At 71.9% G+C, this 13,555-nt stretch carries 18 protein-coding genes; 9 read left to right on the top strand and 9 right to left on the bottom strand.

Annotated elements, in window-relative coordinates:
* Position 1 precedes the first annotated feature (1 nt).
* Positions 2-1,228, bottom strand: a complete 1,227-nt coding sequence (serB, locus tag ACFPYL_RS13715) for a phosphoserine phosphatase SerB (RefSeq protein ID WP_379154993.1) — start codon at positions 1,226-1,228, stop codon at positions 2-4.
* Between the two features lie 59 nt (positions 1,229-1,287).
* Here serB and ACFPYL_RS13710 point away from each other — a divergent pair, with 59 nt between their 5' ends.
* The gene (locus ACFPYL_RS13710) at positions 1,288-1,647 is read left to right on the top strand and encodes a VOC family protein (RefSeq protein ID WP_379154990.1); all 360 of its coding nucleotides are present in this window, start codon (positions 1,288-1,290) and stop codon (positions 1,645-1,647) included.
* A gap of 10 nt (positions 1,648-1,657) precedes the next feature.
* On the opposite strand, the gene ACFPYL_RS13705 is transcribed toward ACFPYL_RS13710, so the two are convergent.
* Positions 1,658-2,389 carry a hypothetical protein gene (locus ACFPYL_RS13705; protein ID WP_379154987.1) on the bottom strand — a complete coding sequence of 244 codons (732 nt, stop codon included), beginning with the start codon at positions 2,387-2,389 and terminating at the stop codon, positions 1,658-1,660.
* Positions 2,390-2,444: 55 nt separating this feature from the next.
* On the opposite strand from ACFPYL_RS13705, the gene ACFPYL_RS13700 reads away from it, so the two are divergent.
* The 7 genes from ACFPYL_RS13700 to ACFPYL_RS13670 are packed head-to-tail and all read left to right on the top strand — an operon-like array spanning position 2,445 to position 6,599.
* The gene (locus ACFPYL_RS13700; protein ID WP_379154984.1) at positions 2,445-3,239 is read left to right on the top strand and encodes an ABC transporter ATP-binding protein; all 795 of its coding nucleotides are present in this window, start codon (positions 2,445-2,447) and stop codon (positions 3,237-3,239) included.
* 9 nt (positions 3,240-3,248) lie between these two features.
* Entirely contained in the window at positions 3,249-3,710 is a 462-nt protein-coding gene (locus tag ACFPYL_RS13695) for an NfeD family protein (RefSeq protein ID WP_379154981.1), read from the top strand.
* Between the two features lie 24 nt (positions 3,711-3,734).
* Positions 3,735-4,892, top strand: a complete 1,158-nt coding sequence (locus ACFPYL_RS13690; RefSeq protein WP_379154978.1) for an SPFH domain-containing protein — start codon at positions 3,735-3,737, stop codon at positions 4,890-4,892.
* A complete protein-coding gene (locus ACFPYL_RS13685; protein WP_379154975.1) occupies positions 4,889-5,653 on the top strand; it encodes a sulfite exporter TauE/SafE family protein in 765 nt (254 codons plus the stop codon). Before ACFPYL_RS13690 ends, ACFPYL_RS13685 begins: the two co-directional genes overlap by 4 nt.
* A 24-nt stretch (positions 5,654-5,677) precedes the next feature.
* On the top strand, positions 5,678-5,962 hold the full coding sequence (locus ACFPYL_RS13680; protein ID WP_379154973.1) for a hypothetical protein: 285 nt from the start codon (positions 5,678-5,680) through the stop codon (positions 5,960-5,962).
* Between the two features lie 59 nt (positions 5,963-6,021).
* Positions 6,022-6,294: a hypothetical protein gene (locus tag ACFPYL_RS13675; RefSeq protein WP_379154970.1), complete on the top strand. Its 273-nt coding sequence runs from the start codon at positions 6,022-6,024 to the stop codon at positions 6,292-6,294.
* Positions 6,295-6,305: 11 nt separating this feature from the next.
* Positions 6,306-6,599, top strand: a complete 294-nt coding sequence (locus tag ACFPYL_RS13670) for a hypothetical protein (protein WP_379154967.1) — start codon at positions 6,306-6,308, stop codon at positions 6,597-6,599.
* Here ACFPYL_RS13670 and ACFPYL_RS13665 read toward each other — a convergent pair.
* On the bottom strand, positions 6,589-6,945 hold the full coding sequence (locus tag ACFPYL_RS13665; RefSeq protein WP_379154964.1) for a DUF4267 domain-containing protein: 357 nt from the start codon (positions 6,943-6,945) through the stop codon (positions 6,589-6,591). The genes ACFPYL_RS13670 and ACFPYL_RS13665 overlap by 11 nt on opposite strands.
* Before the next feature lie 52 nt (positions 6,946-6,997).
* Between ACFPYL_RS13665 and ACFPYL_RS13660 the strand changes: the two genes are divergently transcribed.
* Entirely contained in the window at positions 6,998-7,660 is a 663-nt protein-coding gene (locus ACFPYL_RS13660; RefSeq protein WP_379154961.1) for a nitroreductase family protein, read from the top strand.
* A 7-nt stretch (positions 7,661-7,667) separates the two neighbouring features.
* Here ACFPYL_RS13660 and ACFPYL_RS13655 read toward each other — a convergent pair whose 3' ends face one another.
* Genes ACFPYL_RS13655 through ACFPYL_RS13630 form a run of 6 tightly spaced genes read right to left on the bottom strand, consistent with a single transcriptional unit; the run spans position 7,668 to position 13,517 of the window.
* Positions 7,668-8,630 (bottom strand): alpha/beta hydrolase, encoded by a 963-nt coding sequence (locus ACFPYL_RS13655; protein ID WP_379154958.1) that lies wholly within the window; start codon positions 8,628-8,630, stop codon positions 7,668-7,670.
* Positions 8,627-9,295, bottom strand: a complete 669-nt coding sequence (locus tag ACFPYL_RS13650) for a glycerophosphodiester phosphodiesterase (protein WP_379154955.1) — start codon at positions 9,293-9,295, stop codon at positions 8,627-8,629. The genes ACFPYL_RS13655 and ACFPYL_RS13650 overlap by 4 nt, the downstream gene beginning before the upstream one ends.
* Positions 9,292-10,017 carry a gamma-glutamyl-gamma-aminobutyrate hydrolase family protein gene (locus ACFPYL_RS13645; protein ID WP_379154952.1) on the bottom strand — a complete coding sequence of 242 codons (726 nt, stop codon included), beginning with the start codon at positions 10,015-10,017 and terminating at the stop codon, positions 9,292-9,294. Before ACFPYL_RS13645 ends, ACFPYL_RS13650 begins: the two co-directional genes overlap by 4 nt.
* Positions 10,017-10,796 (bottom strand): 3-oxoacyl-ACP reductase, encoded by a 780-nt coding sequence (locus ACFPYL_RS13640; RefSeq protein ID WP_379154949.1) that lies wholly within the window; start codon positions 10,794-10,796, stop codon positions 10,017-10,019. Before ACFPYL_RS13640 ends, ACFPYL_RS13645 begins: the two co-directional genes overlap by 1 nt.
* A 30-nt stretch (positions 10,797-10,826) precedes the next feature.
* Positions 10,827-12,185 (bottom strand): aldehyde dehydrogenase family protein, encoded by a 1,359-nt coding sequence (locus ACFPYL_RS13635; RefSeq protein WP_379154946.1) that lies wholly within the window; start codon positions 12,183-12,185, stop codon positions 10,827-10,829.
* On the bottom strand, positions 12,186-13,517 hold the full coding sequence (locus ACFPYL_RS13630) for a glutamine synthetase family protein (RefSeq protein ID WP_379154943.1): 1,332 nt from the start codon (positions 13,515-13,517) through the stop codon (positions 12,186-12,188).
* Between the last annotated feature and the right edge of the window lie 38 nt (positions 13,518-13,555).

Raw genomic sequence — 13,555 nt, 5'->3', positions numbered from 1 at the left:
GTCAGACCGGCGGAGCCGGCGTCACGATCCCGGCCTCGGCGTCGGCGGCGACGATCTCCTCGCGGGAGATGCCGAGCAGGTACATGATCGTGTCGAGGTAGGGCACGTTGACCGAGGTGTCAGCGGCGTCGCGGACCATCGGCTTGGCGTTGTAGGCGATGCCGAGGCCGGCCGCGTTGAGCATGTCGAGGTCGTTGGCGCCGTCGCCGATGGCGATCGTCGCGGCCTCGGAGACGCCGATCTCGGCGGCGAACTCACGCAGCGCGGCCGCCTTGCCGGCCCGGTCCACGACGGGCCCGACGATCCGGCCGGTGAGCACCCCGTCGACGATCTCGAGCTCGTTGGCGCGCGAGAAGTGGATGCCGAGGTCGTCGGCGAGCCGGTCGACGAGCTGGCTGAAGCCGCCCGAGACGAGCGCGAAGCGGTATCCCAGGCGGCGCAGGGTGCGCACCAGGGTGCGGGCGCCGGGGGCGAGCACGATGGCGTCGTACACCTCGTCGAGCGCGCTGGCGGGTACGCCGGCGAGCAGCGCCACGCGGGAGCGCAGCGACTCCTCGAAGTCGAGCTCACCTCCCATCGCCGCGGCGGTGACGGCGGCGACCTCGGCCTCGTAGCCGGCGTGCGCGGCGAGCATCTCGATCACCTCGCCCTGGATCAGGGTCGAGTCGACGTCCATCACGATCAGCCGGGTGCCTCGGCGGAGCAGGTTGGCGCGCTGGACGGCGATGTCGATGCCGTGGCTGGCGGCCTCGCCGGCGAGCACGGTGCGCAGCGCGTCGGTGTCGGCGCCGGAGACGTGCAGGTCGATCGCGGTGACGGGGTAGCGCGCCATTCGCTCGATCCGGTCGATGTTGGCGCCGGCGTCCGCGATCCGCCCGGCGACGGCCGCCATCGCCGAGGCCCGCAGCGGCGAGCCGATGATCGTCACGTGCGAACGACCCTCGGCCCGGGCCTTGTTGTCGCCGACGCCGCGGTCGACGTCGACGCTCATGCCGAGCGACTCGGCGGTCTCGTCGACGGCGGCGCGCACCTTCTTGGCGTTGCGCGGCGCGGTCACCAGGATGCCCAGGATCAACCGCCCGCGGAGCACGATCTGCTCGAGGTCGAGCACCTCGACACCGGCGCCGGAGAGGGCGGTGAACACCGAGGAGGTCACGCCCGGTCGGTCCTTGCCCGACAGCGTGATGAGCAGGGTCTCCGGCTTCTCGCCCGGGTGCACGTCAGTCATCAGTCGGCAACGCTATCGCTGGTCGGCCGAGTGTCGGTGGCCCGTCCTACATTCGGCGCATGACCAACATCCATCACACGATCGACTACGTCGAGCTGAGTGTCGGTCGCTCGATGGCCGAGACCCGCGCCTTCTACGAGCAGGCGTTCGGCTGGGCCTTCAACGACTACGGACCTGAGTACGCCGGCATCCGCGGTGGCGACGACGGGGGAGAGGTCGGCGGACTGAGCTCAGCGACGCACGCCGCCGTCGGAGGTCCGCTGGTCCTCCTCTACTCCGAGGACCTCGACGCCACCGTCGCGGCCGTGCGCGCGGCCGGGGGCACGGTGGTCGAGGAGCCCTACGAGTTCCCCGGCGGACGCCGCTTCCACTTCGCCGATCCGGCCGGCAACGAGCTGGGCGTCTGGTCCTCGGCGTGACGGGTCGGTGCTAGTCGGGCCAGACCTCGGGCGAGCAGGCGGCCACCAGCGCCCGGCGTCCTGCCCGGGCGAGGGGACGCAGCGCCGCCTCCCGGGCCGCGATCTCGGAGGCACTGACGGCGCCGCCGTCGTCCTGGAGCGCGAGCTCGGCGATGCCGAGCGCCTGGAGCGCGCGGGCGGCGAGGTCGACGCAGCGTGCCGGCGTCCCGGCCGGCGCGACGACCGACGCGCGGTGTCGCAGGTTGAGCAGCTCGTCGGCGACCTCGGGGCGCCAGCGGGCGACGTCGAGGCGGGCCAGCTCGTTGGCTGACTCGACGAGGGCGGTGCGGAGCGCGCGGTCGGCCTCACCCACGTCGGGCAGCTGACGTCGGGCCGCCGGATGCACCGTCCAGGTGGTCGCCGCGCCCGCGCGCGAGGGGACCAGCCCCAGCTCGGCGCCTGCGACGACGACGGCCTCGCCGGCCTCGAGCGCGTCCGCGTTGAACGCCCCGGGACCCCCCAGCCCGACCGGGTCGCCCTCGGCCGGGAACGCCGCGCCGAGCGAGGTCGCGCCGGCCGCGCGGAGCCGGCCCAGCGCGGCGACCAGCGTCTGCGTGCCCTCGGCGCCCGGCAGGCCGGCGACGGCGTGCGTCGCGTCGTCACCCAGCACGGCGTCGACCACCAGGTCGGTGACGACATGACCGCGCAGCCACGCCGTACCCCACCAGGCGAGTCGTGCGGAGGCGGGCAGCTCAGTGGTCACGGCGGGTGAGGATACGCCGGAAAGCCCTCACCCAGCACTCGCTAAGGTGTGCCGCATGACAGCAGTCCTGGACTTCGCCGAGGTGACCATCCGGCGGGGACAGGCCACGTTGCTCAACCGGATCTCGTGGGAGGTCCACGACGACGAGCGGTGGGTCATCCTCGGCCCCAACGGTGCCGGCAAGACGACGCTGCTCCAGGTCGCGGGTGCCCAGATCCACCCGACCGAGGGCCGGGCCACGATCCTCGACGAGGCCCTCGGGTCGGTCGACGTCTTCGAGCTGCGGCCGCGGATCGGGATCACCAGCGCCGCGATCGCCGAGCGGATCCCGCGGGCCGAGCGCGTCCACGACGTCGTCGTCTCGGCGTCGTACGGCGTGGTGGGCCGCTGGCGCGAGGCGTACGACGACCTCGACCACCGCCGCGCGACCGACCTGCTCACCGAGGTGGGCGTCATCCACCTCGTCGACCGCACCTTCGGCACCCTGAGCGAGGGGGAGCGCAAGCGGGTCCAGATCGCGCGCGCCCTGATGGCGGACCCCGAGCTGCTGCTGCTCGACGAGCCCGCGGCCGGCCTCGATCTCGGCGGGCGCGAGGACCTGGTGTCGACGCTGTCGGTGCTCGCGGCCGACCCGGACTCGCCCGCGACGGTGCTCGTGTCGCACCACGTCGAGGAGATCCCGCCGGGCTTCACGCACGCCCTCCTGCTCCGTCGGGGCGAGGTGGTCTCGGCCGGTCCGATCGAGGAGGTCGTGACCGCGGCCAACCTCTCCTCGACGTTCGGGATGCCCCTCGTGCTCAACCACGAGGACGGGCGCTGGAACGCTCGGCGCCAGACGCGACACCGGTAGGGTCGAAGCATGGACTGGCTGAGCGAGCACGCGTGGGCGGTCTGGCTCGGGATCGCGGCGTTCCTCGGCATCGCCGAGCTGATGAGCCTCGACCTGGTCCTGATCATGCTCGCCGTCGGCGCCGGTGCCGGAGCCGTCTCGGCAGCGCTCGGCGCCGGGGTCGCCGTGCAGATCATCGTCGCGGCAGCCACGGCGATCGCGATGCTCGCGCTGGTCCGGCCGTCGCTGGTCGCCCGTCTCCACCAGGGCCCCGACCTCGTCCTCGGCACCAACAAGCTGGTCGGCCAGCGCGGCACCGTCACCCAGCGGATGACCGGTCTCGTGGTCGGCCAGATGAGGCTCGCCGGCGAGACGTGGAGCGCCGCGCCGTACGACGAGAACGTCGTGATCGAGGTCGGTGAGACCGTGGAGGTCTTCGAGATCCGCGGCGCGACGGCGTACGTCCACCCGATCCCCAGCCTCGACATCTAGTCCGCCACAACCAAGGAGTCCGTCTTGCCACTCGCCATCCTGATCCTGCTGGCGCTGCTGCTGCTCTTCGTGGTGGTGCTGCTGGCCAAGACCGTGCGGATCATCCCGCAGGCACGGGCGGGCGTGGTCGAGCGCTTCGGCAAGTACCTCAAGACGCTGCCCGCCGGCCTCAACATCGTCGTGCCGTTCATCGACAAGGTGCGCTACGTCATCGACCTGCGCGAGCAGGTCGTCAGCTTCCCGCCGCAGCCGGTCATCACCGAGGACAACCTGGTGGTGTCGATTGACACCGTCATCTGGTTCCAGGTCACCGACCCCATCGCCGCGACGTACGAGATCGCCAACTACATCCAGGCCGTCGAGCAGCTCACGATGACCACTCTGCGCAACATCGTCGGCGGCATGGACCTCGAGCAGACGCTGACCAGCCGCGAGGAGATCAACACCGGACTGCGCGGCGTGCTCGACGAGGCGACCGGCAAGTGGGGCATCCGCGTCAACCGCGTGGAGATCAAGGGCATCGACCCGCCGCCGTCCATCAAGGACGCGATGGAGAAGCAGATGCGTGCCGACCGCGACAAGCGTGCGTCCATCCTCACCGCCGAGGGCCAGCGCCAGTCCGCGATCCTCACCGCCGAGGGCAACAAGCAGTCCGCGATCCTGAACGCCGAGGGCGACCGGGAGTCGCAGATCCTGCGCGCCCAGGCCGACCGGGAGTCGTCGATCCTGCGGGCGCAGGGTGAGGGCCAGGCCATCCAGACCGTCTTCCAGGCGATTCACGACGGCAACCCGGACCAGTCGCTGCTGGCCTACCAGTACCTCCAGATGATGCCGAAGATCGCGGAGGGCGGCGCCAACAAGCTCTGGATCGTCCCGAGCGAGATCGGCAAGGCGCTCGAGGGCCTGGGGTCGACGATGACCGACCTCGCCGGCATCCCGCAGCACTCGTCCGGCTCCAGGACCCGGGTCGACCTGGGCAGCACCGAGCGCGCCGAGGTCGGCGGCAGCGGCGCCCTCCACGACTCCGAGCTCAAGAAGGCCAACGCCGCCGTCGAGGCGGCGATCGCGGAGGCGGCCCAGGCCGCGAACCCCCGTGCCGCCGCGCAGCCCACGGAGACCGACCCCGCCGTCGACCCCGGTGAGGTGCCCCCGACGCCTCCGGAGGAGCCGCCCGCTTCGTGAGTCTCTTCGAGGTCGTCGCGGTCCTGCTCGCCGGGATCGCGGCCGGGACCATCAACACGGTCGTGGGCTCCGGCACCCTGATCACCTTCCCGACCCTGCTCGCCTTCGGCGTACCCCCGGTCACCGCCAACGTCTCCAACACCATCGGCCTGGTGCCGGGCTCGGTCTCGGGGGCGATCGGCTACCGGCGCGAGCTCGCCGGGCAGCGCTCCCGGGTGCTGCGGCTGAGCGTCGCCTCGCTGCTGGGCGGTACGGCGGGGGCGGTGCTGCTGCTCGTGCTCCCGGCGGACGCGTTCACGGCCATCGTGCCGGTGCTGATCGTGCTCGGGCTGGTGCTCGTGGTCTGCCAGCCCCGGATCTCCGCCTGGGTCGCGCGCCGCCACGAGGCGACCGGTGGCATGCCCTACCACGGCACCTGGTGGGTCTGGCCGGGCGTGCTGACGACCGGTGTCTACGGCGGCTACTTCGGGGCCGCCCAGGGCGTGCTGCTGATGGCGGTGCTCGGCACCGGCGTCGACGAGTCGCTCCAACGCCTCAACGGCATCAAGAACGTCCTCGCCGCCGTCGTGAACGCGATCGCCGGGCTGATCTTCGCCGTCGTCGCCGACGTCGACTGGGCGATCGTGCTCATCATCGGCATCGGTTCCGTCATCGGCGGGCAGATCGGTGCCACCGTCGGCCGGCGGCTGCCGCCCGTCGGGCTGCGGGTCGCCATCGTGGTGGTCGGCACCGTGGCGCTCGGCGTCTTCCTGCTCACCTGACGCCGGCGCGCGTAGCATCGCGGTGTGACCTGGGCACCGGACCGAGCGACGCGGCTGCTCGTGCTGCTCGCCTCGATCTCCGCCGGATTGCTCGGGAACGCCGTGTCCGCCTCGCCGACGGTCGGCACGGCCGCGCTGCTCGCGGCGCTCACCGCACTGGTGCTGCACACGCTGCGCCAGGTCTGTGTCGCCGGCTACGCGCAGCCCGTCGCCCTCGTCGAGTCTGACGCGCGGACGCCGCTGCTGGCGGGTCGCGTGACGGACCCCACGCACCACCCGCTCCGACCGCGCGCTCCTGGACTCGGCTGAAGCTCGCGCCTCGCGCGAGCCCCGGCCCGTCCACCTCTCGTCGTTCCAGGAGCTCCGTCATGTCTGTCCTCGATCCGTTGTCCCATGCCCTCGCCACCGTCATCGCCGCCGCCCACACCGGCCTGACCGCCCTCGGTGCCGACCCGACGGGAGGCGCCACCTGGGTGCTCTGCGTCGCGGCCGTCGTCGTCGTGGTCCGGCTGGCACTGCTGCCCGTCACCGTCCACGGGGTCCGCCAGGCCCACGCCGCCGCCCGCGCCCGGCCCCAGCTCCAGGCGCGACCGTCCTGGGCATCCCGCTCGCCGAACGCGGCTACCTCGGCGGTGGCCTGACCCACCTCGCCGTGGTCGCGGCCCTGGCCGGTGGCGCGGCCGCGCTGTCGTACGTCACGCAGCGCTACCTGGTCGCACCCAACACCGTCCTCGCGGACGCCCCGGCCGCGGTCGCGCGGGTCCAGCAGCTGATGCCGGCGATCTCGGCCGTCGGGCTGCTGGTCGTCGCCGGCGCCGTGCCCGTGGCGCTCCTCGTCTACTGGGTCTGCAACGCGACGTGGACCTTGGGGCAGTCGGCCGTCGTGTGGCGGTGGTTCCCGACACCCGGGTCGCCGGCGGCGGCCCGGCGCGAGGTCAGCGCCTGAGCAGGCCGAGCAGACCGGAGCCGACCGCGCCGACGGCGGGCGCGATCAGGGTCATCGCGGTCTTGCGGGAGACCGAGCCGTCCTGCATGGCGAGGTAGCCGGTGCCCGCGTCCGCGGCGTCGACCAGGATGCCGAGTCCGATGAGGCCCTTCTGGGCCTTGCCGCGGGTCAGCAACGTCGCCAGGCCGAGGGCGACCTCGCGGGAGCCGAAGAGCCGGGTCACGTAAGGGACCTGGGGGTTCGAGACCGGGTCGAGCTGGAAGATCCGCGCCGCGGCCTGCGGGTTGGCGAGCGCCGCGGTGCCGACCGCGATCCGTCCGAGGGAGAGGCCGATCACAGGGTTCATGGCCTGCACGCTAGCGGTCGCCCGGTGACCGCGCGCGTGACAGGCTCGACCCATGGACCTGTACGACGTGATGCGCACGACCCCGGCAGTCCGCGAGTTCACCGACGACCCGCTGCCCGACCAGACACTGCACCGGATCCTCGACCATGCGCGGTTCGCGCCGAGCGGCGGCAACCGGCAGGGCGTGCGGATCATCGTCGTGCGCGACGAGCAGACCCGGGAGCGGCTGGCCGAGCTGAACAAGCCCGCCGTCCGTCGCTACGTCGCGCAGATCAAGGCCGGCCAGAGCCCGTGGAACAGCCTGGAGCCGCCCGTCCCCACGGAGGACGAGATCGCCGCGACCGACGTACCGGAGCAGTTCACGAAGTCGGTCCTCACCGCCGGCGCCGTGCTCGTCGTCTGCGTCGACCTCGGTGTCGTCGCCTCGACCGACCAGGACCTCGACCGGGTCGGCGTGATCAGCGGCGCCTCGGTCTACCCGATGGTCTGGAACATCCTGCTCGCCGCCCGCAACGAGGGCTTCGGCGGCACCATCACCACGATGGCTGCCGCGGAGGAGCCGGCCGTGCGCGGCCTGCTCGGCATCCCGGACGAGTACGCCGTCGCCGCGGTGCTCCCGATCGGCAAGCCGGTCAAGGAGCTGACCAGGCTGCGCCGCAACGAGGTCGAGGAGTTCGTGACCCGCGAGACCTTCGACGGTCAGCCGTTCAGCTGACGCCGAGTCAGTCGACGTACGTCGACATCCAGCGGTCGATCTCGGCGTACGCCGCGGCGCGGGGGCCGGGGAGCGACAGCACGACGTCGTGGCGGGCACCCTCGATCGCGATGTAGGTCACGTGGCGGCCGATGGCAGTCGACCACTTGCGGATCTGGGGCACCTCGAGGACGACGTCGAAGTTGTGGACGTCGTCGCCCATCTCCTTCGGCCACCGGGTCCCGCCCGAGGACAGGACGAGCACCGGGCAGCCGACCTCCAGACCGGCCTGGAGCTCGGCGTGACCGCGCCGGATGGCGCTCAACCAGCCGAAGGAGACCGGGAACGAGTCGAGCGGCTTCCAGTCCGTGTTGAACGGCCACTCGCCGGCGTGGTCCACGTGCAGGCTGCGGCCGTAGTGGCCGCCGACCGTGCGGGGGATCAGCCGGCTGGGCTGACGGGCGCCGATCTGCTTGACGACCGAGGTGCCGAGGCCCTGCATCAGGCGGCCGCCCTGCATGTCGAGCCAGGGCGAGTTGAGCACCATGCCGGCAGCCGCGGGCTGCCGCTCGTTGGCCCAGAGCGACATGATCAGCCCGCCGGTCGAGTGGGCGGTGAGCACGACGTGGTCGTGGCCGTCGCGCTCGGCGACCCGGTGGAAGGCCGCGTCCAGCTCGCCGAAGTGGTCGCGCAGGTCGGTCACGTAGTTGGGGGTCTGGTGCGGGCGCAGCGAGCGGCCGTACTTGCGCAGGTCGAGCGCGTAGAAGTCGTAGCCGCGCTCGTTCCACCACTCGGCGTACGCCGTCTGGAAGAAGTAGTCGCAGAACCCGTGGACGTAGAGGACCGCCTTGGTGGTCGGTTCGGCGGCCCGTCGTACGACGAGCGTCGCGACGACGGGTCCCTCCTCGTCGGGCGGGAGCGAGATGGTCTCGGCCAGGTAGGGCTCGCCCAGGACGTCGGGGACGAGCTCGTCGAAGACACCGGTCGTCATGGCTGCATTCTTCCAGGGCTGCGCAGGCGCAGAGCTACCTCGGGTCGGTTGGTGGTCACCATCCACGCGCGCCCCGGCTTGAGCCAGTAGCGCAGGGAGTCCTCGGTGTCGACCGTCCACACCAGGAGCGGGAACCCGCGGTGGCGGGCGTAGCTGCGGACGTGCAGGCGCGCGAGCGTGTGGTGCGCGACCGCGAGATTCGCCCCGGAGAGGCGGTAGCGGACCGCCGGGAACAGCTCGGTGAGCCGCACCCGGATCGCGTGCAGGACGGGGATGTCGCGCAGGCCGCGCCCCAGCGACAGCCCGACCAGCAGGCCGTGCCCCTCGGCGTCGGACCAGTCGCGGACGGCGCGCACCCCGTCGTCCGCGAGGGTGGTCACGAGCAGGGAGTCCGCACCCAGCCGCGCCACCGCCTGGGCGACGATCGGCACCTCACCGCCCTCAACCTTGAGGTCGAGGTGCAGCTTGGCGCGACCGGCGAGCAGGTCGAGCGCCTCGGCGTACCCGAGCGTCCCGGGCGGTGCGACGTCGGCCGGGTCGTGCAGCAGGACCAGCGAGCCGTCGGCGCACCGTTGGACGTCGAACTCGACGTAGTCGGCGCCCAACGCGATCGCCGCCTCGATGTCGTCACGGGTGAGGCACCGGTGGGCACTGACGAGGGTCATCGCTCCGCAGCGTACGCCGCGGCGGCGCGCACCAGTCCGGCGAGCAGCCCGACGTCGGCGGCCGTCTCCGGGTGCCACTGCACGCCGACGCAGAAGCGATCGCCCGCCCCAGGCTGACTGAGCTCCATCGCCTCCAGGGTGCCGTCGGGTGCGTGCGCGACGGCGTCGTAGCCGGGGTGGGTCCGCACGGACTGGTGGTGGTGGCAGTTCACGCTGAGCCGCTCGCCCACGAGCCCCGCGACCCGGGTGCCCGGCGTGGTCACCACGTCGACAGCGCCGAACGCGTCGCCGCCGGGGGAGTGCCCCTCGTGGCCGACCAGGTCCGGCACGTGCTGGTCGAGGGAGCCGCCGGCGCGCACGGCCATCACCTGCATCCCGCGGCAGACACCGAGCACCGGCAGCCCGACCGCCTCGGCGGCGTCGAGGAGAGCGACCTCCCACGCGTCCCGGTCGGGCCGCCATCCCGCGGTGCGGGGGTGCGCCGCGTCGGCGTACCGCTCCGGGTCGACGTCGGCGCCGCCACTGATCACCAGACCGTCGAGGCGGGCGACGACCGCGTCGGCCGCACCGGTCTGCGCGACAGGTGCGAGCAGCACCGGTACGCCGCCCGTCGCCTCGACGGCGGCGGCGTACTGCGTCGGCAGCAGGTCGGCGCGCTGCTGCCAGACCCCCCAGGCCGCGTCCTCGCGGTAGGTGGTCAGCCCGATGACGGGTGCGGCCATCAGAGGGGAGTGACGTAGGCCCCGGAGATGCCGCCGTCGACCAGGAACGTGTTGGCGGTCATGAACGAGGAGTCGTCGGAGGCCAGGAAGAGCACCGCGGACGCCATCTCCTCGGGCTCGCCGAAGCGGCCCATCGGGACGTGCACGAGCCGACGGGCGGCGCGCTCCGCGTCCTTGGCGAAGAGCTCCTGGAGGAGCGGGGTGTTGACCGGCCCGGGGCACAGCGCGTTGACCCGCACGCCCTGGCGCGCGAACTGCACGCCGAGCTCGCGCGTCATCGACAGCACCCCGCCCTTGGAGGCGGAGTAGGAGATCTGCGACGTCGCCGCGCCCATCACCGCCACGAACGACGCCGTGTTGATGATCGAGCCCTTGCCCTGCTCGAGCATGTAGGGCAGCGCCGCCTTGCAGCAGAGGTAGACGCTCGTCAGGTTGACCTCCTGGACCTTGCGCCAGGCGTCGAGGTCGGTGTCCAGGATCGAGTCGTCCTCCGGCGGGCTGATCCCGGCGTTGTTGAAGGCGATGTCGACCGAGCCGTAGGTGTCCTTCGCCGTCTTGAACAGCGCATCGACCTCCTCCTTGGAGGTGACGTCGACGTGCACGTACGTCGCGATGTCGGCCCCGCCGAGCTGGCCCACGAGCTCGTGCCCGCGCTGGTCGTCGATGTCGCCGATGACGACCTTCGCGCCCTCCTCGACGAAGCGCTGGACCGTCGCCAGGCCGATGCCCGAGCAACCGCCGGTGACGACCGCGACCCGGCCCTGGATGCGTCCTGCCATGTGTGTTCGTGCTCCTGTCGATGCAGTGGATCAGTGGGCGATGAAGACGTTCTTCTCCTCGGTGAACGCCATCGGGGCGTCCGGACCGAGCTCCCGGCCGAGGCCGGACTGCTTGTAGCCACCGAACGGCGTCCAGTAGCGGACCGACGAGTGCGAGTTGACGCTGAGGTTGCCCGCCTCGACGCCGCGCGCGACCCGCAGCCCGCGACCGAGGTCGCTGCTGAAGATGGAGCCGGACAGGCCGTACTCGGTGTCGTTGGCCTTCGCGACCGCGTCAGCCTCGTCGTCGAACGGCATCACCGCGACGACCGGCCCGAAGACCTCCTCGCGCCAGATCCGCGCGGCGGGGTCGTCGACGGTCACGACCGACGGCGGCACCCAGAAGCCGTCGCCGCCGGGCGTCGAGCCGGCGAAGGCGACCGAGACCTCGTCGAGGTAGCCGGTGACCGTCGCCTTCTGCTGCGCGGAGATCAGCGGACCCATCTCCGACGACTCGTCGGACGGGTCGAGCACGCGCATTCCGAGGACGGCGGGCTCGAGGCGGGACAGGAACTCGTCGTACGCCGACCGCTCGACCAGGATCCGCGAACGGGCGCAGCAGTCCTGGCCCGCGTTGTCGAAGACGGCGTACGGCGCGCTGGCGGCCGCGGCCGCGATGTCGGCGTCGGCGAAGACGATGTTGGCGCTCTTGCCTCCGAGCTCGAGCGTCACCCGCTTCACCTGGTCGGCGCAGCCGCGCATGATGCCCTTGCCGACCTCGGTGGAGCCGGTGAAGCAGACCTTGCGGACCAGCTCGTGCGTCACGAAGCGCGCCCCGACGACCGAGCCCTTGCCCGGGATGACGGTCAGCACATCGGCGGGCAGCCCCGCCTCGAGCGCCAGCTCGCCGAGCCGGATCGCGGTGAGCGGCGTGAGCTCCGCCGGCTTGAGCACGACGGTGTTGCCCGCCGCCAGTGCGGGGGCGAAGCCCCAGCCGGCGATGGGCATCGGGAAGTTCCAGGGCACGATGATGCCGACCACGCCGAGCGGCTCGTGGAAGGTGACGTCCACCCCGCCCGCGACCGGGATCTGCCGGCCGAAGAGACGCTCCGGTGCGCCCGCGTAGTAGTTGAGGCAGTCGCGGACGTTGCCGGCCTCCCACCGCGCGTTGCCCCAGGTGTGGCCGGCGTTGCGCACCTCGAGCTCGGCGAGCTCGTCGATGTGTGCATCGACGACCGCGGCGAACCGACGCAGCAGCGCGGCCCGCTCGCCGGGCGCCATCGCCTTCCAGGCAGGGAACGCCGCGTGCGCGCGCTCGATCGCGTAGTCCGCGTCGGCCAGCGACGCGAGCGGGACGTCGATCACCGGCTTGGCGGTCGCCGGGTTGATGACGGTGTGCAGGTCGCTCACTTACAGCCTCTCGAATCCGCGGAACAGCTCCCAGTCGGTGACGGCGGCGTTGAAGGCCGCCAGCTCGACGTCGGCCATGTTGGCGTAGTGATTGACGACGTCGTCGCCGAGGGTGGCGCGGGCGATCTCGGAGGTCGCGAACGCCTCCCGAGCGGCGGCCAGCGTCGCCGGGACCTTGGGCCGCCCCGAGGTGTACGCGTTGCCGACGAGCTCGTCCTCGAGGGTCAGCTCGTGCTCGATGCCGTAGAGCCCGCCGGCCAGCATCGCAGCCAGCGCGAGGTAGGGGTTCGCGTCCGCACCGGGCACCCGGTTCTCCATCCGCGCTCCCGCGCCGTGACCGACGAGGCGTACGGCGCAGGTGCGGTTGTCGAGACCCCACGCGATCGTGGTGGGGGCGAACGAGCCGTCGGCGAACCGCTTGTAGGAGTTGACGTTCGGCGCGAAGAGCAGCGTGAAGTCGGCGATGGTCGCGAGCACGCCGGCGATGAAGTGGTCGTAGAGCGGCGTCCGCGCGCCGTCCTTCCAGAACACCAGGTCGCCGTCCGCGCCGCGCAGCGAGAGGTGGATGTGGCAGGAGCTGCCCTCGCGCTCGTTGTACTTCGCCATGAACGTGATCGCCTTGCCCTGCTGGGCTGCGAGCTCCTTCGCGACGGTCTTGTAGACGACGTGGTTGTCGGCGGTGGTCAGTGCGTCGGCGTACAGGAAGCCGATCTCGTGCTGGCCGAAGTTGCACTCACCCTTGGCGCCCTCCACGTCGAGACCCGCGTCGTACATGGTGTTGCGGATCGACCGCAGCAGCGGCTCGACCCGGGTGGTGCCGAGGATCGAGTAGTCGACGTTGTACTGGTTGACCGGCGTCAGCTCACGGTAGGCCGAGTCGTGCGCCGCCTCGTAGGTCGTGTCGAAGGCGATGAACTCCAGCTCCGTGCCGGCGAGGGCCACCCAGCCCTGCTCGGCGCAGCGGTCGAGCTGCTTCTGGAGGATCGCGCGGGGCGACTGCACGACAGGGGAGTGGTCGGGCCACACCAGGTCGCACTGCACCATCGCCGTCGCCGGGAGGTGCGTGAGCAGCCGGATGGTGCGGTCGTCGAGGACGAACTCCATGTCGCCGTAGCCCTTCTCCCACGAGGAGATGGCGTAGCCGCCGACCGTGTTCATGTCGACGTCGACGGCGAGCAGGTAGTTGCAGCCTTCGGTGCCGTGCGGGACGACGACGTCGGCGAAGTAGCGCGCGTGCAGCCGCTTGCCCTGGAGCCGGCCCTGCATGTCGGTGAAGGCGACGACGACGGTGTCGATCTCGCCCTCCTGGATCCGGGTGAGCAGCTGCTCCATCGAGAGATGGCGGCTGTTCCGCGGTGTCGATGCCAAGG

Origin of the sequence: Nocardioides hankookensis (assembly GCF_042658885.1) — a bacterium.
GTDB lineage: Bacteria > Actinomycetota > Actinomycetes > Propionibacteriales > Nocardioidaceae > Nocardioides > Nocardioides hankookensis.
Note: the sequence above shows the minus strand (reverse complement) of the source record. Positions and strands in the feature narration are given on the sequence as shown.